17 protein-coding genes are annotated in these 18,247 nt (G+C 58.2%); 8 read left to right on the top strand and 9 right to left on the bottom strand.

The features are described from left to right. The first annotated feature begins 5 nt into the window (after nt 1-5). Entirely contained in the window at nt 6-719 is a 714-nt protein-coding gene (locus KTN04_RS05660) for a nucleotidyl cyclase domain-containing protein (RefSeq protein ID WP_217334241.1), read from the top strand. Then, a complete protein-coding gene (locus KTN04_RS05665; protein ID WP_217334242.1) occupies nt 716-2,806 on the top strand; it encodes a tRNA(Met) cytidine acetyltransferase TmcA in 2,091 nt (696 codons plus the stop codon). Before KTN04_RS05660 ends, KTN04_RS05665 begins: the two co-directional genes overlap by 4 nt. Here the strand turns inward: KTN04_RS05665 and KTN04_RS05670 are convergent. Further along, nucleotides 2,784-4,151, bottom strand: coding sequence for a methyltransferase domain-containing protein (locus tag KTN04_RS05670; RefSeq protein WP_217334243.1), 1,368 nt, complete (start codon nt 4,149-4,151; stop codon nt 2,784-2,786). The genes KTN04_RS05665 and KTN04_RS05670 overlap by 23 nt on opposite strands. 100 nt (nt 4,152-4,251) lie before the next feature. On the opposite strand from KTN04_RS05670, the gene KTN04_RS05675 reads away from it, so the two are divergent. Next, nucleotides 4,252-4,782, top strand: coding sequence for a hypothetical protein (locus KTN04_RS05675; protein ID WP_217334244.1), 531 nt, complete (start codon nt 4,252-4,254; stop codon nt 4,780-4,782). 38 nt (nt 4,783-4,820) lie between these two features. On the opposite strand, the gene KTN04_RS05680 is transcribed toward KTN04_RS05675, so the two are convergent. The 4 genes from KTN04_RS05680 to KTN04_RS05695 form a co-directional block, all read right to left on the bottom strand. Then, a complete protein-coding gene (locus KTN04_RS05680; RefSeq protein ID WP_217334245.1) occupies nt 4,821-6,221 on the bottom strand; it encodes a sigma 54-interacting transcriptional regulator in 1,401 nt (466 codons plus the stop codon). Nucleotides 6,222-6,224: 3 nt separating this feature from the next. Then, on the bottom strand, nt 6,225-6,737 hold the full coding sequence (locus KTN04_RS05685) for a hypothetical protein (RefSeq protein WP_217334246.1): 513 nt from the start codon (nt 6,735-6,737) through the stop codon (nt 6,225-6,227). Nucleotides 6,738-6,741: 4 nt separating this feature from the next. Further along, nucleotides 6,742-8,160 (bottom strand): sensor histidine kinase, encoded by a 1,419-nt coding sequence (locus KTN04_RS05690; protein WP_217334247.1) that lies wholly within the window; start codon nt 8,158-8,160, stop codon nt 6,742-6,744. A 303-nt stretch (nt 8,161-8,463) separates the two neighbouring features. After that, nucleotides 8,464-8,670: a dodecin gene (locus tag KTN04_RS05695; protein WP_217334248.1), complete on the bottom strand. Its 207-nt coding sequence runs from the start codon at nt 8,668-8,670 to the stop codon at nt 8,464-8,466. A gap of 130 nt (nt 8,671-8,800) precedes the next feature. Here KTN04_RS05695 and KTN04_RS05700 point away from each other — a divergent pair, with 130 nt between their 5' ends. Continuing rightward, nucleotides 8,801-9,820 carry a hypothetical protein gene (locus tag KTN04_RS05700; protein WP_217334249.1) on the top strand — a complete coding sequence of 340 codons (1,020 nt, stop codon included), beginning with the start codon at nt 8,801-8,803 and terminating at the stop codon, nt 9,818-9,820. A gap of 3 nt (nt 9,821-9,823) precedes the next feature. Here KTN04_RS05700 and KTN04_RS05705 read toward each other — a convergent pair whose 3' ends face one another. Together KTN04_RS05705 and KTN04_RS05710 are read right to left on the bottom strand one after the other, a co-directional pair. Continuing rightward, the gene (locus KTN04_RS05705; RefSeq protein ID WP_217334250.1) at nt 9,824-10,324 is read right to left on the bottom strand and encodes a DnaJ domain-containing protein; all 501 of its coding nucleotides are present in this window, start codon (nt 10,322-10,324) and stop codon (nt 9,824-9,826) included. Nucleotides 10,325-10,373: 49 nt separating this feature from the next. Continuing rightward, a complete protein-coding gene (locus tag KTN04_RS05710; protein ID WP_217334251.1) occupies nt 10,374-12,092 on the bottom strand; it encodes a lysophospholipid acyltransferase family protein in 1,719 nt (572 codons plus the stop codon). Nucleotides 12,093-12,425: 333 nt separating this feature from the next. On the opposite strand from KTN04_RS05710, the gene dinB reads away from it, so the two are divergent. Further along, nucleotides 12,426-13,520: a DNA polymerase IV gene (gene dinB / locus KTN04_RS05715; protein ID WP_217334252.1), complete on the top strand. Its 1,095-nt coding sequence runs from the start codon at nt 12,426-12,428 to the stop codon at nt 13,518-13,520. Between the two features lie 5 nt (nt 13,521-13,525). Here dinB and KTN04_RS05720 read toward each other — a convergent pair whose 3' ends face one another. Beyond that, on the bottom strand, nt 13,526-13,870 hold the full coding sequence (locus KTN04_RS05720) for a HopJ type III effector protein (RefSeq protein ID WP_217334253.1): 345 nt from the start codon (nt 13,868-13,870) through the stop codon (nt 13,526-13,528). 147 nt (nt 13,871-14,017) lie between these two features. Between KTN04_RS05720 and KTN04_RS05725 the strand changes: the two genes are divergently transcribed. Continuing rightward, the gene (locus KTN04_RS05725) at nt 14,018-14,338 is read left to right on the top strand and encodes a DUF6482 family protein (protein WP_217334254.1); all 321 of its coding nucleotides are present in this window, start codon (nt 14,018-14,020) and stop codon (nt 14,336-14,338) included. A 125-nt stretch (nt 14,339-14,463) separates the two neighbouring features. Beyond that, on the top strand, nt 14,464-14,871 hold the full coding sequence (locus KTN04_RS05730) for a hypothetical protein (RefSeq protein WP_217334255.1): 408 nt from the start codon (nt 14,464-14,466) through the stop codon (nt 14,869-14,871). A gap of 77 nt (nt 14,872-14,948) precedes the next feature. On the opposite strand, the gene metG is transcribed toward KTN04_RS05730, so the two are convergent. Beyond that, entirely contained in the window at nt 14,949-16,994 is a 2,046-nt protein-coding gene (gene metG / locus KTN04_RS05735; protein WP_217334256.1) for a methionine--tRNA ligase, read from the bottom strand. A 155-nt stretch (nt 16,995-17,149) separates the two neighbouring features. On the opposite strand from metG, the gene trmA reads away from it, so the two are divergent. Further along, on the top strand, nt 17,150-18,235 hold the full coding sequence (gene trmA, locus KTN04_RS05740; RefSeq protein ID WP_217334257.1) for a tRNA (uridine(54)-C5)-methyltransferase TrmA: 1,086 nt from the start codon (nt 17,150-17,152) through the stop codon (nt 18,233-18,235). The last annotated feature ends 12 nt before the right edge of the window (nt 18,236-18,247 follow it).

The following is an 18,247-nucleotide window of genomic DNA, read 5'->3' on the forward strand; positions in this document are numbered from 1 at the left end:
CGACTATGGACTCCGTGTTCGTTGAACAGCTCAAGCGCATTCGGCATCTGGTTGTACTGTTGTTGTCATTGGATGTGGTGGCGCTTGCCGTCGCGGCTGCAAGTGGTGCACCTTTGACGTTGCTGGTGCTACTGGCTGTGCTGTTGCTGGCGACGCTGGCACTGTTATACGTGCTGCGTAGTCGCAGCATGACCCGTGCGGCCAGTCGTGCACAGGAGCCTCTGCTGGCGATTGATCCCAATACCGGCATTGCCACTGAATACTGGTACCGTCACATGTTGGCGCTGGAGTGCCGCCGTGCTGTACGCGAATTTGCGCCGTTAACGGTACTGAGCATTCACCTGGGCGACCAGGTGCGTCGTCCGCAGCTGTTGGAGCTGGTACGTGTGCTTGGCGAGGCTTTCTCGCGCCCGGGTGATCTGGTTGGCTGGCATGGAGGACGTGTCGTTGGCGCAGTGCTGCCCAGTACCAATGAAAACGCGCAGCAGCTGGTCCAGCGTTGCTATGATCGCATTCGCGAGCATGAGTCCATGGCCGAACTGCCACTGAGAATTGTGGCGGAAACCTTCCAGCCTCTGGGTGACCTGTGTCTCGCCAAAGTTCATCATCAGCTTGAGAGCCACCTTCATACTGCTCTGCAGCAGGAGCCGGGTGTCTTCTATTACAGTGAATTCAGCACCCATGCCAATGGCCCAGGCATGACCTATAACGATCAATGACCCTTTCTACCACCTTCAAGGATTTGCGGCAGCGCCTGTTGCAGGGCCGTCAGCGCCTGTTGGTCTGGGTCGCCGGCGAGCGGCAATGGTGCCATGATCAACTCAATGGCGAACTGGTCGACTATCTGGTTGGGCGTGGCGTATTGATTAGCGACGTCGCGCTGGCAGGATGTCAGCCGCTCAATGCACGCCAGGCACCCACCGTGTTGGGGCAAACGCTGGATTTTGCCGTGTTCGATGCCTTCAGCGGTTTCAATCCCAATGCCTTTGGGCAGGTGGCCGGTGCCATTCAAGCCGGTGGTTGTCTGGTGTTGCTGACGCCGGCGGCAGATGCCTGGCCTGACTTCCCGGACCCCGAATACGCCTCGCTCTGTGTCGAACCCTATCGGCCGGAACAGCTGTCAGGGCAGTACCTTGGACATCTGGTGCGAGTGCTGGACCAGGCGCAGACACTGGTGCGCTGGCATCAGTGCCAGGCGCCACGAATTCCTGAAACATTGCCACCCATCGAGCCGGCAGAATCCGTACCGCCGCCTTGCCTGAGTGCTGACCAGGCCGAGGCGGTAGCGCTGATTCAACATACGGCGGCGGCACGTGCACAGCCGCTGATCCTCAGTGCTGACCGAGGCCGGGGCAAGAGTGCGGCATTGGGTCTGGCAGCAGCGGCGCTGCTGGAACAGGGTGTGCGCGTGGTGCTGACAGCGGTTAGCAAAAGCGCCGTGGCGTCGGTGTTGGAACGGGTTCAGGTGATGGCACCGGAGCTTGCGGATCAGCTGATTTTTTTACGCCCCGACGAGCTGTTGCAGGCTCGGCCGGCCGGACAGCTGCTACTGGTCGATGAAGCGGCGGCCATTCCTACACCGGTTTTGATGCGTTTGGTGACACACTATCCACGCAGTGTGTTCGCGACCACGTTGCATGGTTATGAAGGCAACGGGCAGGGGTTTGCGTTGCGTTTTCGGCAACAGTTGCAGCGCCGGTTTCCCGCGTTGCGAGAGTTTCGTCTGCACACGGCTATCCGCTGGTCGAGCCCCGACCCGCTTGAGCAGCTGGTCAATCGCATGCTGTTACTGGATGTGGATGCGTCGGCGATACCGGCTGTCTCGGCGCCGCTGCTGATCGAGTCGATCACTCAGGCCGAGCTGGCGGCCGACACAAGCCTGTTGCGTCAGCTGTTTGGCCTGCTGGTGCTGGCGCACTACCGCACGGCACCGGGCGATCTTCGCATTCTATTGGACAGCCCGAACATGCGTATTCTGGTCGCACGCAAGGCCGGAGTGCCAGTTGGCTGTGTGCTGCTGGCAGAAGAAGGGCCGCTGGACACGGTGCTGGCCAATGCAATCTGGGAAGGCCGTCGGCGCCCGCGCGGACACTTGCTGCCGCAAACGCTGATTGCCCAGGAGGGCTGGCGCGAGGCCGCTGCCTGGCAGGGATGGCGCGTCGTGCGCATTGCCGCACACCCGCAGCTGCAGCAGCAGGGCATTGGCCGGTCGCTGCTGGCAGCCGTGGAGCAGGCGGCATACGAGCAGGGAGTTGATTACCTGGGCGCCAGTTTCGCCGGCAATGAAGGGTTGTTGCGTTTTTGGCAGGACAGCGGTTTTGTACCTGTGCGGCTGGGTGATCAGCGCGACCCGGTTGCCGGTACGCACGCGCTACTGGTGCTCAAACCATTGTCTTCTGCACCGAATGCCTGGCTCCCGCAGGCACGTGAGCAGTTCCGGCGAAGTGTGCTGCACCGGTTATCCGGTGCCCTGCAGGACCTTGAAGCCGAGCAGTTGCCGTGGTTGCTGCAGGGGATTGAGCCCGGTGCGCGGCTCAGTGTGGACGAGCAGCACCGCATTGAAGGCTTTGCCGATGCCCAGCGCACGCTGGAGAGCAGTTACCTGCCGCTGAGTCGCCTGTTGCACCTCAGTATCGGACGTTGGCACCATCTGGGGATCAGTGTGGCCGACCAGCGACTGCTGTGTGCTCGGATTCTGCGCCAGCAGCCGCCATCGGCGGCTGACGAGCCTGCCGGCAAGCGGGCGCAACTGGAACGCTTGCGTGTGCTCGTCGGCCACTTGCTCAGGCAGGGCGTTGAAGAATGACCATTAGCCCGTTGACGGGGGAGTCATGCTCCAGTCGCAGGTCAAAGGTATCCAGCGCACAAACCTCAAAGCCCAGTGCTTCAGCCTGAGTGCGGATATGCTTCCGGCTGTGCCGGTAGCGGCCCGACGGGTGCAGACTGACGTCTTCCTCATCACGACCCTGCTCAACCGTAAAGGCAAATAGCCCGCCCGGGAGCAGAGCATTCCAGATCAATGGCATCAGTGGTGCCAGGCTGCCGGTGTAAATCAGCACATCTGTAGCCGTGATCAGCCGAGCCGGTTTCATTGCGTGCAGGTATTCTTCCATCGAACAGCAGGACAGTTGGTCGTAAGCCTTCTTGCATTCCGCTTGGCGCAGCATTTGCGCTGACAGGTCACAGCCGCTCAGCAGTTTGATCGGCAGCTGCTTGCGCAGTTCCACGCCGCATAGTCCAGTGCCGCATCCCAGATCAACAGCCTCAAGCGGTGCCGATGTATCCAAGTACTCGCGCAAGGCGCCGCACAAGCGTTCGGGAGCGTCATATCCCAAGCGTCCGCGCAGCCGTGACTCGAATTCGGTAGCATGAATGTCGTATAGGTCCCGGACGTAGCTGTTCGGTGCCGCTGCCGTGCATTGCCCTTCGGCTGCGCTGATCATGTGGCGTACGCTCAAATTGTCCGGCTCCGCTTCTGCGGCTGCGCGATACAGGGGGGTTGCCGCAGCCGGATGCCCTTCTTCAGCGCAGTAATCGGCCAGGCGAATCAGCAGCGCCGCCTCAGCAGGTGGGTCCTGTTGCAGTATCAGGTGTGTACGGTCCAGCAGGCACAGGTTCAGAGCGCGTTCCGATTCGACTTCTATACTCTTGGGAAGTGGTGCCAGAGTCGACAGGGCTTGCTCATGCTGGTGCAGGTGGCGTTGAGCAACGGCGAGCGTCAGTTGTGCCTCGGCGACCTCAGCCAGTGGCGGTGCGTGCTGAACATAATCGAGGATGCTCTGCCACTGTTGCAGCTGCTCCAGTAGCCCGAGGTAGTTGAGCTGAAAAGCCGCTTCCTCAGGCTGCAACCGCAGACTGTCTCGACAGGCCGTCAGCGCCTGTTCCAGCTTGCCGCGGGCTTGCAGCACCAGTGCCAGGTTGTTGAGTGCCTGGGCCTTGAAGCGTGGTGGCTGTACCTGCTTGCTGGCACGGCTCAATTCCTTGGTGGCGGCCAGCAGGTTGCCGGCCTTGAATTGGACCAGCCCCAGCAGATGTCGGGCATTGAAGTCATCGGGGGTGTGAGCAAGGTGCTGCTGGCAGATGGCGCGTGCAGCAGTAAAGGCGCCCTGATTCATCAGCGCCATTGCTTCACTCAGACTGGGTGCGGACATGCTAAACCCTTTGAAAAATGTAAAAGCGGGATACTAGCCCAGCATATGCAAAATGCAATCCGGCAGGATCAGGCCGAGTATGCAGAGGAGGTGACCAAACATGAAACAGGTTGTAGCAGGGTTGATGCTGGCGTTGGCTACCGCTCCCGTTTGGGCGGACAAACCTGCCTGGGCCGGTAAGCCGGCCGCGCCGGATGCGGTATTCCAGGGGCAGGAACCTGGCGGTCAGGGCCGGGAGCGGTCGGACGCGCATGAAAACCGGCTGCTGCCGCTCAGTCATCGAGAGCGTCGCCAGTTGCGGGATTGGGTGCTGCAGGATCACTATGGCTATCGGCCCCAGCCGGGGCAGGGCGGGGTGTTGCCGCCAGGGCTGCGCAAGAAATTGGCGCGCGGTGGTGAACTCCCGCCGGGATGGCAAGACAAGCTACGTCGTGGCGAGCGCTTCGATGATGATTATTATCGTTATGGCGAGCGTCTGTCACGGCATTATCTGGAGCGTCTGGGGTATGACGCTGAGGCGGCGGAATTGATACTGCTGGGAGGCAGGGTTGTGCGTGTGGCCGAAGGGCGTGGCACGATTCTGGATGTGGTCGAGCTGACCGATAAGGCGTTGGAGTTGATGGGCAACTGAGCCGCAGGGGACTCGGTTGCCCGGCAAGGAGGGCGGGGTTATCCCGCCTTGCGCTTTTTCTCGACCTGCTTCAGCGCTTCCTGCTGAGCGGCCAGTGCCGCCTTGGCGTTGGCCTTGAACTGAGCCGCTTCCAGGTCGTGCTTGTTCAGCAGCTTGTAGAAGTCGGTACGGTTGCGCTGGGCAATCCGCGCTGCGTGGGTCACGTTGCCTTCGGTGATCTGCAGCACCTTGATCAGGTAGCGGCGCTCGAAGTCGGCGCGTGCCTCGTTGAACGACGGAATCACGCGTTCCTGGTTGGTCAGTGCCTTGGAGACCAGACCTTCCGGAATGATCGGTGAGGGGCTCAGGGCAACGACCTGTTCCATCACGTTTTCCAGCTGGCGCACGTTGCCCGGCCAGGCTGCCTGGGCGAGCAGGTGAAGTGCACCCGGCGAAATGCCGCGAACCTTGCGGTTATGCTTCTGTGCTGCCAGTGACAGGAAGTGGCGTGCCAGCAGAGGGATGTCTTCAGGACGCTCGCGCAGTGGTGGCAGCTCCAGATTGACCACATTCAGGCGATAGTAGAGGTCTTCCCGGAACTCCTGGCTGAGCATTGCGGTTTCCAGGTTGCGGTGCGTAGCCGAAATGATGCGAACATCGATGGGCACGCTCTGAGTTGAGCCGACCGGGCGGATAGTACGCTCCTGCAAGGCGCGCAGCAGTTTTACCTGCAGCGTCACCGGCATGTCACCGATCTCGTCCAGGAACAGTGTTCCACCCTGAGCGGCACGGAACAGGCCTTCGTGCTGGTTAACTGCACCGGTGAAAGCGCCCTTGGTGTGGCCAAACAGTTCGGACTCAAGCAGCTGCTCAGGTAGTGCGCCGCAATTGATGGCCACGAAAGGCTGGTCGCCGCGTGCACTGGCCTTATGGATTGCCTTGGCAACCAGTTCCTTGCCGCTGCCGCTGGGGCCGGTGATCAACACGCTCACGTCGGATGCAGCAACGCGCTGAGCCTGGTCCAGCACCTGATCCATGCGGTCGCTGTGACTGATAATGGCCGCACGCCAGCTTTGATCCAGGCTGCGCTGGGATGAATCCAGTGCAGCGCGCACGGTATCCAGCAGGTGCTGCTTGTCGATTGGTTTGGACAGGAAGCCAAACACGCCTTTCTGGGTTGCTTCTACCGCTTCCGGAATCGAGCCGTGTGCGGTCATGATGATGACCGGCAGGTCAGGCTGTTTCTGCTGGATACGGGAAAAGAGCGTCAGGCCATCCATGCCATCCATTCTCAGGTCGGTGAGAACCAGGTCGAAACCGTGCTGACGAATCTGGGCCAAGGCCTCTTCTCCGCTTTCAGCACAGCTGATCTGGTAGCCGGAGGCTTGCAGGCGCATCTCCAGCAACCGCAGTAGAGCGGTATCGTCATCGACCAGCAGAATATTGGGGGTTGACGTCATCTGTCAGTGCTCCTCACGCTGTCGCGTTATCTGTCGTTCCAAATCTGTCAAGGCATCCACCTGATCAGTCAAGGCGTCCACCTGACGTTGAAGCTCATCAGTCTGAACGGCAAGTGCATCGTGTCTGCGCTGCAGGTCGAGTTGCAGGCGCAGTTGACGCGTCCGTACGTTCAGATAATGGCTGTAGCTGCAGTCGGGGTGAGCGTCCTGCAACTGAATCAAGATTCCATATGCCCGGTCCAGTTGTTCGAAGGACTGTCCGGGGGCACTAAGCAGTAGGGCATGCAAGATCTTTTGCTGTCGCTTCTCGGCGTCAATCAAAAGCTGCTGCTTACTTTCAAGTGTAGACGAAATGTAACGGTGTTCAAGCTTTAACCACTCGATGATGTCGCTATCGGTGACGGGGCACGCTTCCGTTGGTGTGCCCTGGCCAGAGGTGAGCGGGGTACCAACAGACTCTATCAGCTGGCACCCGGCCATCAGGGACATGAATATGCAGATAAAAAGATGACGCATCGTGTCACTGTTCCAGTTTGGGCAAGTAAAGGCTGAATGCGACGCGGCGGTCGCGGTTGTGGCTGACCTGCAGCTGTGCATTCAGCGCATGGCTGGCTTGGGCCGCTATGCTCAGACCTATTCCTGAGCCTTTCAACGGGCCGCGGCGACGGTTCTGTCCCTGATAAAAGGGGTCGAACAGTTGTGGCAGATCGTCTTCAGGAATCAGGGGGCCCGTGTTGGCGACAACAAGCTCTAAAACTGAACCTGTTTGACAGGCGGTTACGGATAAAGTGCCATCGGCATCAGAGTAATGTACAGCATTGGAGATCAGGTTGGCCAAAATGCGCTGCAGCATATGTGCATCGGTGTCCCAATATTCAATGTCGCCAAAACTAAGTTCCACTTTAAGCTTTTTCTGCTCGATCTGAAGCGTAAAGGGCGTGATTATACGCTCGACCAGTGAAAGAAGCGCAACCTTTTCTTTTTGCAGGCGGTGCGGTTGTTGCAGCCGGTTATAATCCAACAACTGTTCGATTAATTCCTGTAGCGTAATGCTGTTTTGCTGTAATAACTGAACGATTTCACGCTGATTTTGAGTTAGCGGGCCGGCCAGCTCCTCAAACAGAATGTCGGCGCCCTCACGCAGTGTGGTCAACGGCGTTTTAAGCTCATGCGAGATGTGGCGCAGAAAGCGTGCCTTGTCCTCTTCCAGTGCTTGCAAGCGCTCAGCCAGCCAGTTCAGGTGTTCGTTGACTTGAGCCAGTTCGACAGGCCCCGAAAGCTTGGGGGTTGCAGAGCGTTGACCTTCACCCAGCGCGCGAATGTTATTGATCAGGTGCTGAACAGGACGGTTGATCCGTGCACTGAAAAAAAGAATCAATACGGTTGAGGCTAGCAGCAGCAGGCCGGCTTGCCAGACGGTACGGTTCTGCTCGGCTTTTACCTGTCGTTCCAGTTCGTTGAGTTGTGCGTTGAACGCACGGGTTTGGCTCTGGATCAGGTCCAGTGTGTCAGCCATCAGCCGGTCGAGCTGATCGGGTGTAAAGCGCGGCGGCGATGACTGCCGTGAGCGTTGTTCGATATCATCCAGCTGTATCCTGATGGCGTGTGTTCGGCCGTGCAATTCGGCTGGCAGTTGCAGGGTATCCAGCAGGTCACGGTAGCGGGTGAGCAGCTGTAGCAGGCGCTGCTGCAGCTCATCGCGATTGACGATTTCGTACTGGCGAGCGGCGCGGGTGATGTCTTCTGCCTGAATGCGCAGTGCTTCCGTTTGCTGGCTGCTCTGCAGCATGGCGCGGGCCAGGCCCCTGGCCTGCTGGGATTGTGCGACCAGTGCATTGCCCGATTGAAAGATCAGCACGGCCAGCGGGATAGCTGCCAAAAAAAAGGCCAGCAGTACCAGCTGTTTAAGGGAGTGGGTATGCCATTGAAAACGCATCATTCAGATAGGGTTGCCGTCTTGGCGCAAAGGGGCGCGATTATTCCATTCAGCAGTCACGCAGCCTGTACTGCGGACTGGAAAAACATGTCAATCTACAAGGGAGTGTCAGATTAGCAAAGCCCGTGCCGATTTTAAAATAAATCTTTAAAATCAAATGCTTGTTTGGTTCTTGCTGTGTGCAAGTGGGTGGAGACAGTTTTGGCAAGGCCTAACTGTCTCCAATTTGCAGTCAGTAAATTGGAGTATTATAAATTAATCAATAATATCAGGCGGTTGCGATGTCTCCAATAAGAGACTCCTGGGTCACTCCAGTCTGAACCCCAGGCGCACGACAACCTGGTAATGCGCGATGCTGCCGTCGGCAATGTGCCCACGCATCTCCTTCACTTCATACCAATTCAAGTGATCAATGGTTTCAGCCGCCTTGGCAATGGCGTTGCGAATGGCATCATCATGGCTCTCGGTTGATGACCCGGCGACTTCAACGATTTTATAGATGTGCTCGTTCATGTACCTGCTCCCTGTTCATCGATCGGTCGCTTGAGTCTAGACGAACAGTGATGGCTGTGCTGTTCGTTCCCGTGCGGCGATATAGTATTCCGGGTAAAATGTGCGGCATATGAATGAGTGGATGTGAAACGTGAGTTGGAAATGGCGTGAATGGCAAGAGTGGTTCAAACACGTGCCTGTAACAGTACTGGTGCTACCGCTGATACTTGCCGGTTGCAAAGTCAATGATGTGCGGCCTGGGCAGGGTAGCGGTTACATGGTTCGCGGGACATTGAGCCAGGAGGCGGACGGGTATCGTTTTGCGGCTTGTGATGTGCATGACGGACAAGCGGTTCATATTGGTTCCGCCGCGTTGGAAGCGGCTTTTGCCCAACACAGCCTGGGAGAGGGGTGGCCGGTGTATGTAGAAGCCGTTGCGCGGCATGATGCCGACACGGGGCTGGCGCTGGTGGAGCCGCTGGTGGTGGGCGGATCGCTGGGCAGCTGTGATCATGTGCTGGCAGATATTGAGTTGCGCGCAGTGGCTGACGACGGGTCGGTCGTGTTTGATCTGCGTGAGGACCGGATTCGCGTACAGTATCGTGACCGTCTGTTGCAGCTGGGGTTCAAGCGTCCCGAGGTTGAACGTATGGGGGGCGAGCGTCGCTGGCGCCAGTCCATGTCATCCGGAAGTCGTCGTGGAGGGCATGAGCTGACATTCGAGCTGCGCAAGTCCCCGTGTACCGATGACGGCGGCACCTGGTATGCACTCAGCATGTCGGCCGAGCTGAATGACCGTTTCTACAGGGGCTGTGCCCGCCTTGGAGATCTGGAGCATTGGCCGCTGCGGCGTCAGTATGTCACCGATGATAGCGTCACGACCCGTCGCCTGAGCCTGGTGCTTGAGCGTAATGGCCGCTTTCGGCTGACCGAGGATTACCTCAACGATCAACCGGTGCTGGAACGGGAAGGGGAGTGGCGGCGTCTCACGGGAGACCGGGTCCGATTTGAGCCGGAAGGCGAGGATATACCGCCATTGAGTTTCCGGCTGGCGCCGGATGGCCGGTTGTCACTGTCACGGTTCCATCCGGCCTACGGGCGCGCCCTTGACCTTCAGCCTGTCGGCCCTGTCCTGCGATTGAGCAGTGGCGAACTGGACTGGTGGCGCTGAGTCTCAGCTCTTCAGCAGGCGGTCTCGGGCTTCATTGACCTGGGCGGCCAGCCAAGCGCTGCCCTGGCGATCAGGGTGCAGTTTCTGGATCAACTGTCGATGGGCGTGAATGATCTCTTCCCGGCTGGCACCAGCTTTCAGTCCCAGAATGTCTAGTGCTTCCGCTTCGGTCATGCGCGCATTATTTGAGCGTTGGCGGTGCTGCTGATGCTGCTGTTTGTCGCGAGGGCCCTGGCGCTTCTGGTTCTGCCACCAGCGCGCCAGCAGGGGGGAGAATCGCAGTAGCAGCGGCAGCAGCTTTTTGAGGAACGGCAGCACCAGCGCAATCAGGGCGCCGAGCCAGTGCATGCGGCCGGTAATGGCCAGAGCGAGTAGGCCGATAGTGACCAGTAGCAGGATGATTTTCCAGCTAGCGCTGCGCCGCTGGTCAAGCGGCTGCGCCTGCCACCAGTACCAGCTGCCCAGTACGATCACGGCAAACAATACCAATCCCAACGGATGCATGTGGACTCCTTAAATAGTCGGGACGGGTATTGTGCCTGAATTGCCCGCGTTATGCAGGGCTGCCGATGTAACGATCCCGCTTGCGTGCTTTCACCCGGTGGGTGTCCACCAATACCAGTCCATCTACGCAGTAGTTGAAATCGGCATCCACGCCGAAGTCAAGAAAACTGACTCCGCCCGCCTCACAGAGTTCACTGTACTGCTTGTATAGTGTTGGTACGGATACTCCAAGAAAATCGAGCTGTTCACGCAGACGGTTGAAGTCTTCACGGTAATCCCGGCCACTGAACAGCTGATGAATGGTTGTTTCCGCGTCGGCATCCAGAGTATAGGGGCTGCGTGAGCGCGCCAGGGCTTCCGGGTGCGGGAAGTAGTGCCGGTAGAACCAGACCAGAAGGTCACGGGCGCGTTTGGGGTAACTGTTGCTGAGGCTGACTGGGCCGAACATGTAGCGCACGTCCGGGTGGCGCCGCAGGTAGGCTCCAATGCCGTACCAGAGGTAATCCAGCGAGCGCTTGCCCCAGTAGCGCGGTTGTACAAAGCTGCGCCCCAGTTCTATGCCCTGTACAAACACATCGTCCATCGCGGAGCTGTAGTGAAACAGTGATTCGCTATAGAGCGAATATGTCTTGTCCTTAAAGCGGTGACGGCCTTCACCGATGCGGTAGGCCCCTGCAATTTCCAGGTCTTCCTCATCCCACAGGATCAAGTGTCGGTAGTGTTGATCGAAGCTGTCCAGATCACGTTTTTGGCCGGTGCCTTCACCGACGGTACGGAAGGCGATCTCGCGCAGTCGGCCGATTTCCTGCATTACCACCGAGTCTGGGTGATAGTCGAACAGATAGATTTTCTTACCGTCTGCGGTTTCGCCCAATAAGTCGGCCTGGCGCAGCTCCTGCTTGAGTGTCTGCCGGTTTTGCGGATGGGCAATGGTCTTTTCGGTCAACAGCAGGGGGGGCTTGTTGCGCGCGATACGGTACAGATGCTTTTTCAGCAGCTTGGCCTTGTCGCGATTCGAGACCGGCAGAGCGTCCAGTTGACGGAATGCGATGGGTTCACCGATGCGTACCGGCAGTGTGACCGAATGCTTGTTGAACATTTCACGTGCCAGCATCAAAGTCGACATCGATTTGTTCAGGTACGACAGGCCATAAAACAATGGTGAGTTCTTGCCACCCAGATACACCGGCAGGATAGGGGCGTTTGCTTTGCGAGCAAAGTGAATGAAGCCGCTGTTCCACTTGCCATCCTTGATACCGGTAAAGCCGGCACGCGAGACCTCGCCGGCCGGAAAGACAATCACGGCTTCATCATTCTGCAGCGCGTCGACGATGCGGGCGATGTTTTGCTTGCGCGTGCTTTTGCCCAGGTTGTCCACGGGCAAAAACAGGTTTTGCAGCGCATCAAAGTGCATCAGCACATCGTTGGCGATAATGCGCACATCGCGGCGCACTTCGCCCACCAGCTTCAGCAGGGCCAGACCGTCAAGCGCCCCCAGGGGATGGTTGGCCACAATGACCACACGGCCGGACGAAGGGATGTTCATGCGCTCCTTGTGGCTCAAGGCATAACTGAAGTTGAAGTAGTCGAGTACCTCGTCGACAAACTCGAACCCCCGGCTGCCACGGTGATGCTCCAGAAAACGATTAATTTCCTGCTCGCGAACCAGTCGGCGCAGGCAGAATAGCGTAGAATTGCGAACCGGAGCGGGCTTGCTGACGAACGCGGGGTACCTGTTGACCAGTACCTGTTCAACATCGATGTGCATGTTCTATCACCTCTCTCAACTCCGCATTACACTATGGCGGCGAGGTGACACAGGGGTGACCGGCAGGTGACGGCCAGGTGACAACCTGATGTAAAGGTTGGTTATTTGGTTACTTCAGGGCCGTGTGTTGGGTCGTCCAAGCGTCGACCCGGGGTGCAGCGCCTCGGTTGATCATCGCGTGTTGAGCGGTCGGTCATGCGTCGGTCGTGCTGCCACCGCCGCAAGCGCTGCCGGCGTCGCTCGCGTCCGTTCCAGCCGGGGTATGTATTCATTGGCTTGCCCCCAATACCGTTTCGTGAGTGAATATATAAACTGTAGAACAGAAGTGCACCGATGAAAGCCGTTACCCCAGACCCCACTGCTCCCGAGGACACGCGTAAAATCATCCACCTCGATTGTGACTGCTTTTTTGCCGCGGTTGAAATGCTGGAGCACCCCGAATGGCGTGACATTCCGCTGGCTGTCGGCGGCTCGGCCGAGCGTCGCGGTGTCATTTCGACCTGTAACTATCCGGCACGCGAGTTTGGCATTCATTCTGCCATGTCCTCGGCACGGGCCCTGCAGCTGTGTCCGCAGCTGAAACTGGTCTCCGGCAACATGGCCCGCTACCGCGAAGTGGCCGAACAGATCTTTGCTGTGTATCGTCGTTTTACCTCGCTGATTGAGCCGGTCTCCATCGATGAGGCTTACTTGGATGTGACGGACAGCGGGCTGCTGGAGGGCAGCGCGACTCGTATTGCGGAAGCGATTCGTCAGCAGGTGCGCGAGGAAACCGGGATCACGGTCTCGGCGGGCGTGGCGCAAAATAAGTTTCTGGCCAAGGTGGCCAGTGACTGGGATAAGCCGGACGGGCTGTGCGTGATTACGCCTGAGCAGCAGGCCGACTTCGTGGCTCGTTTGCCGGTAAAGAAGATTCCCGGTGTCGGGCCGCGGACGCAGGAAAAGCTGATGGGCCTTGGCGTGGGCACTTGCGCCGAGCTGCAGTCGCTGTCGCTGATCGAGCTGCAGAATCACTTCGGCAAGTTTGGCGAGCGCTTGTGGCAGCTGGCGCGAGGAGAAGACAGCCGCGAGGTGCGCACCCATCGTGAACGCAAGTCGGTCAGTACCGAGCACACCTACAGCCAGGATCTGCCGGATCTGGCCAGCTGTCTCGACCAGCTTGACGCGTTGATGCAGGATCTGGCAGCACGCTACGAACGCCACCGTGAATCGCGCCAGATATTGGGGCTAGTGGTGAAGGTGAAGTTCAATGATTTCAGCAAGACCACGGCCGAATGCCGCTCTGAGCACCCGCATCAGGGGCTGTTTGCATCCCTGCTGGAAGAAGCCTGGCATCGCGGTGCGCGTCCGGTACGTCTGTTGGGGGTCGGGTATCGGTTGGGTCCGAAGGAAGGTGAAGCGGAAGCCGAGCAGCTTCCGCTGTTTTGATCGAATCAGTCGCTCTTGCGTACGAGCGGTTGCCCTTCAAACTGAATGCCATCCCAGCCGGTGCGCATGAAGTTGCGAATGTTGCCGTGGTCGCTGCCATCCGGGGTGTTCAGAACATCACGGTAGAAGCGGCCGAAGCAGGCCAGGGTCTGGGCCTGATCCAGCTGCATCAGCTGGCCGAAGCCGAAAATCTTGCAGGAACCTTCGTTCTGACCGGCTTCATTGAAAATACCACCATTGTTAAAGGCACAAGGCGTGTAGTCAAAGTACTCGCTGATCACGGCCTGGGTGTCTTCAAAGTCCAGGCTATCGTCCTGCCCGATGCAGGCTGCAAATGCTTCCGGTGTCATGTTTCAAATCCTCTTTCAGTCATGAAGTCAGTCTCAAGGCGGGTGATTATGCCGCTCAGGGCATGCCTTGCACAGCCCTGAATACGCGGACCTAAACCAACAGTGTCTCCTGTGCGTATCGACTTTGATGCAATAGGAGGCATGAACATGAAAATAGCACTCAATGATGTGAAGAAGCAGCTGGGCCAGGTTGAGCGGTTGGTGCTGCGGGCGTTTGAAAGCAGTATGTATCTGGTTCAGGTGAAACTCATCCAGGGGGAGGAGCTGCTGAACGTGTGCGATGATCAGGGCACCATACTGCGCTTCAACAGTCAGCTGGATGCCAAGCTGCCGTTCAAGGGGCTGGGCATTACCGATACGGTGTTGGTTCATGAAAGCCCCTATAATGAGATGATCGGCATGCCGGCCGCAACCAAGCCAGAGCCTCTGCAGGTCAAGCTATCCAACCCCGATGATGATTATTCCTGATGCCGCTTGAGCGGCTGGCCCCCCAAGCGGCTCGCGCCTTGAGTGCATTCAGGTTACGCTGGCGTGTCATCTGCCGGAGTTGCGTGATGGCTGTTTAAGCTTACGGTAGATGAAAGGGAGTATGTATGGGGTTGTTGCTGGGTCCACTGGTGCTGTTCTGGGTAGGTATCGCAGCATTTTCGCTGCGCATGGGCTGGGTAATGCTGGAGGGGCGGGCCGACTTGATGGCGTTGTCGCTTGCGCTTGGAAGCCTTCTGGCATTCGCATACCTGGGGCTCGGCCTAAGCCGCTTCAGAGGGCTGGCATCACTTTGGGCGTTTGAGATTCCGCTGTTTTTTGCAGCGGGAAAACTAGTATCGGGGGCGTGCATCCTCATAGTGCTAGCATATCTGTTTACCCCGTTGGCTTCAGGTCCTTTGGTACTGAAAGCCTTTTTATTTGTGTTGGTGTTTGCGCTTTCAGCCGGAACGCTGGCGGGTGTATTCGGTGCCAACGCCTTCATGCAGCATTACCGAATAACGCCCACATACTAGACTGCGCATACGCAACAGCCGGCGCAAGGCCGGCTGTTGTTGGCATGACGCGGCTCGTTACCGCCGCTGCATGAATCTTATTTGATGCGCATGCCCGGCTGGGCGCCATCATGCGGCTCCAGAATCCACAGATCCTCCCCGCCGGGGCCGGCGGCCAGCACCATGCCTTCAGAGATGCCGAACTTCATCTTGCGCGGGGCCAGATTGGCGACCATAACTGTCAGCTTTCCTTCCAGGTCTTCCGGCGTGTAGGCGGACTTGATGCCGGCGAAGACGTTGCGGGTTTCGCCGCCCAGGTCCAGGGTCAGGCGCAGCAGCTTGTCGGCGCCTTCCACATGCTCGGCCTTGGCAATTTTGGCGACACGCAGATCGACTTTGGCGAAATCCGGGAACTCGATGGTATCGGCGATCGGTTCCTTGCTCAGCTCGGCTTCAGCGGCAGCCGGTGCCGCGGATTGAACCTGCGGCTGGGCTTGCAGGCTCTGCTTGGAGTCTTCGATCAGCTCTTCGATCACTTTCTCGTCCACGCGCTGCATCAGCGGCTTGAACTTGTTGATCTTGTGATCCAGTAGGGGCTCTTTGACGGCGTCCCAGGCCAGGGTGTCGATATTGAGGAACTCACAGGCTTTCTCGGCGACTTCCGGCAATACCGGCGCCAGGTAGCTGATGATGACACGGAACAGGTTGATGCCCAGGCTGCAGCAGGCCTGAACCTCTGCGTCCTTGCCTTCCTGCTTGGCCAGAACCCAAGGCTCGGCGGTGTCAATGTACTGGTTGGCCTTGTCGGCCAGGTGCATGATTTCACGCATGGCACGGCCGTATTCGCGCTTCTCGTAGGCGTCGGCCACCACATCACCCAGTGCAACGGCCTCCTGATACAGCTCAGCATTGGCCAAAGAGTTATCCAGCTGGCCATCAAATTTCTTCTTGATGAAACCGGCACAACGGCTGGCAATGTTGACCACTTTGTTCACCAGGTCGGCATTTACGCGGTAGCGGAAGTCTTCCAGGCTCAAGTCGATGTCATCAATGCCGGAACCCAGCTTGGCCGCGAAGTAGTAGCGCAGGTATTCCGGACGCAGGTGCTTGAGGTAAGTCTCGGCCATGATGAAGGTGCCGCGAGACTTGGACATTTTCTGGCCATTGACGGTCAGGAAACCATGGCAGAACACGCCGGTGGGGGTGCGGAAACCGGCGCCTTTCAGCTCGGCCGGCCAGAACAGGGTGTGGAAGTAGGCGATGTCTTTGCCGATGAAGTGGTACAGCTCGGCATCGGAGCCTTCTTTCCAGTACTCGTCGAAATCGACGCCGTTCTTGTCACACCAGTTCTTGAAGCTGGCCATGTAACCGATCGGGGCGTCCATCCAGACATAGAAGTACTTGCCTGGCGCGTCGGGAATCTCAAAGCCCCAATAGGGCGCATCACGGGAGATGTCCCATTCCTGCAGGCCGGACTCGAACCACTCGTTCAGCTTGTGGATCATCTGGCTCTGGACGTGTTCGTTGACCCAGTTGCGCAGGAACGCTTCGAAGTCACCCAATTTGAAGAAAAAGTGCTCAGACTCCTTCTCGATCGGGGCGGCGCCGGAGATGGCCGAGTAGGCGTTTTTCAGCTCGGTGGGCTGGTAGGTGGCACCGCAGGCCTCACACGAATCGCCGTACTGATCCTTGGCGCCGCACTTGGGACAGTCGCCCTTGATGAAGCGGTCCGGCAGGAACATGTTCTTCACCGGATCGTAGGCCTGGGTAATGGTGCGACGGGTAATGTGGCCGGCATCGCGCAGGCGCTCATAAATCAGCGCTGAGAAGTGGCGGTTTTCTTCCGAGTGGGTCGAGTAGTAGTTGTCAAAATTGACCATGAAGCCGGCGAAGTCGCGCTGGTGCTCGGCACTGACCTGGTCGATCAGTTCCTGCGGGCTTTTGCCCATCTGGTCGGCCTTGAGCATGATCGGCGTACCGTGGGCGTCGTCGGCACAGACGTAGGTGCAGTCATGGCCACGCTGCTTCTGGAAACGAACCCAGATATCGGTCTGGATATACTCGACCAGATGGCCCAGATGGATGGGGCCATTGGCATAGGGCAGGGCACTGGTGACGAGAATCTTGCGCTTGCTGTCGGACATCGTTGGCTCTGAGTCGGTTGAAGATAAAGTGGGTCATTCTACGCTTGATTGATCGCCGAATGAAGGCTGCCGGTGCCTGTGCTAAAATCCGCCGCCCGAGCGCGCATCGCCGGTTTGTCATTGCCGATTTTTATTGAAGATACAGAGGTTAGCCGATGGCCCTTCCCCGCGTGGAGCCTGAACAGTACGACGCCTTGCTGGCGGCCAAGAAAGCCCGCATCGCCGACCAGTTTGCCGAGTTCGATCTACCCGAGATTGAAGTCTTTACTTCGCAGCCGCAGCATTACCGCCTGCGTGCCGAGTTCCGTACCTGGCACGAAGGGGATGACCTCTACTATGTCATGTTCGATGGTGACAAGCGTACCCCCGTGAGGCTGGACAACTGCCCGATGGTGTCCGAACGCATCCACGACATGATGTTCAAGCTGCTGGACGTGATCCGTCCGGATCCGGTGCTGCGTTTCAAGTTGTTCCAAATCGATTTTCTCAGCACCCTATCGGGTGAGCTGCTGGTGAGCCTGCTGTATCACCGTCAGCTGGATGATGAATGGGTCGAGCGGGTGAAGCCGCTGCGCGAGCAGTTTAACATCGACATCATCGGTCGCGCCCGCAAGCAGAAGATTCTGCTGGACCGCGATTTCGTGGTGGAAGAACTGAATATTAAGGGCCGGCCCTACCGCTACCAGCAGACCGAAAACGGCTTTACCCAGCCCAATGGTCATGTCTGCGAGAAGATGATCGAGTGGGCGATCGATGTCTCCTCCCATGCCGGCGGCGACCTGGTCGAGTTCTACTGTGGCAATGGCAACTTTACCCTGCCGTTGGCGCAGAATTTTCGCCGTGTGGTGGCCACCGAGATCTCCAAGGTGTCGGTCCGTTCTGCCGAGTGGAACATTCAGGAAAACGGCATCGACAACATCGACGTGCTGCGCATGCCATCGGAGGACCTGTCACTGATCCTCAAGGGCGAAAAAACCAGCCGCAAGGTGCAGGGACTGGCGCTGGACGAGTGTGAGTTCAGCACAGTCTTTGTTGATCCGCCGCGCTGCGGTCTGGATGAGCACACCGTGGAGCAGATCTGCGAATACGAGCATATTCTCTATATCTCATGCAACCCGGATACCCTGCATGACAACCTGCAGCAGATCAGTAAAACCCACAAGCTGGAGCGCTTTGCGATCTTTGACCAGTTCCCCTACACCGACCATCTGGAGTGCGGCGTCTATCTGACCCGCCGATAAGATGATGAAAGG

The organism is Marinobacterium weihaiense, from assembly GCF_019061305.1.
In the GTDB taxonomy this organism is placed as follows: domain Bacteria; phylum Pseudomonadota; class Gammaproteobacteria; order Pseudomonadales; family Balneatricaceae; genus Marinobacterium; species Marinobacterium weihaiense.

Bases quoted from the DNA above. Each gene is read 5' to 3' on its own strand.
- dinB (WP_217334252.1), top strand. From the start codon at position 12,426: ATGAAAGCCGTTACCCCAGACCCCACTGCTCCCGAGGACACGCGTAAA.
- KTN04_RS05680 (WP_217334245.1), bottom strand. From the start codon at position 6,221: ATGACGTCAACCCCCAATATTCTGCTGGTCGATGACGATACCGCTCTA.
- KTN04_RS05710 (WP_217334251.1), bottom strand. From the start codon at position 12,092: ATGCACATCGATGTTGAACAGGTACTGGTCAACAGGTACCCCGCGTTC.
- metG (WP_217334256.1), bottom strand. From the start codon at position 16,994: ATGTCCGACAGCAAGCGCAAGATTCTCGTCACCAGTGCCCTGCCCTAT.
- KTN04_RS05660 (WP_217334241.1), top strand. From the start codon at position 6: ATGGACTCCGTGTTCGTTGAACAGCTCAAGCGCATTCGGCATCTGGTT.
- KTN04_RS05685 (WP_217334246.1), bottom strand. From the start codon at position 6,737: ATGCGTCATCTTTTTATCTGCATATTCATGTCCCTGATGGCCGGGTGC.
- trmA (WP_217334257.1), top strand. From the start codon at position 17,150: ATGGCCCTTCCCCGCGTGGAGCCTGAACAGTACGACGCCTTGCTGGCG.
- KTN04_RS05730 (WP_217334255.1), top strand. From the start codon at position 14,464: ATGGGGTTGTTGCTGGGTCCACTGGTGCTGTTCTGGGTAGGTATCGCA.
- KTN04_RS05675 (WP_217334244.1), top strand. From the start codon at position 4,252: ATGAAACAGGTTGTAGCAGGGTTGATGCTGGCGTTGGCTACCGCTCCC.
- KTN04_RS05705 (WP_217334250.1), bottom strand. From the start codon at position 10,324: ATGCATCCGTTGGGATTGGTATTGTTTGCCGTGATCGTACTGGGCAGC.
- KTN04_RS05695 (WP_217334248.1), bottom strand. From the start codon at position 8,670: ATGAACGAGCACATCTATAAAATCGTTGAAGTCGCCGGGTCATCAACC.
- KTN04_RS05725 (WP_217334254.1), top strand. From the start codon at position 14,018: ATGAAAATAGCACTCAATGATGTGAAGAAGCAGCTGGGCCAGGTTGAG.
- KTN04_RS05690 (WP_217334247.1), bottom strand. From the start codon at position 8,160: ATGATGCGTTTTCAATGGCATACCCACTCCCTTAAACAGCTGGTACTG.
- KTN04_RS05670 (WP_217334243.1), bottom strand. From the start codon at position 4,151: ATGTCCGCACCCAGTCTGAGTGAAGCAATGGCGCTGATGAATCAGGGC.
- KTN04_RS05720 (WP_217334253.1), bottom strand. From the start codon at position 13,870: ATGACACCGGAAGCATTTGCAGCCTGCATCGGGCAGGACGATAGCCTG.
- KTN04_RS05665 (WP_217334242.1), top strand. From the start codon at position 716: ATGACCCTTTCTACCACCTTCAAGGATTTGCGGCAGCGCCTGTTGCAG.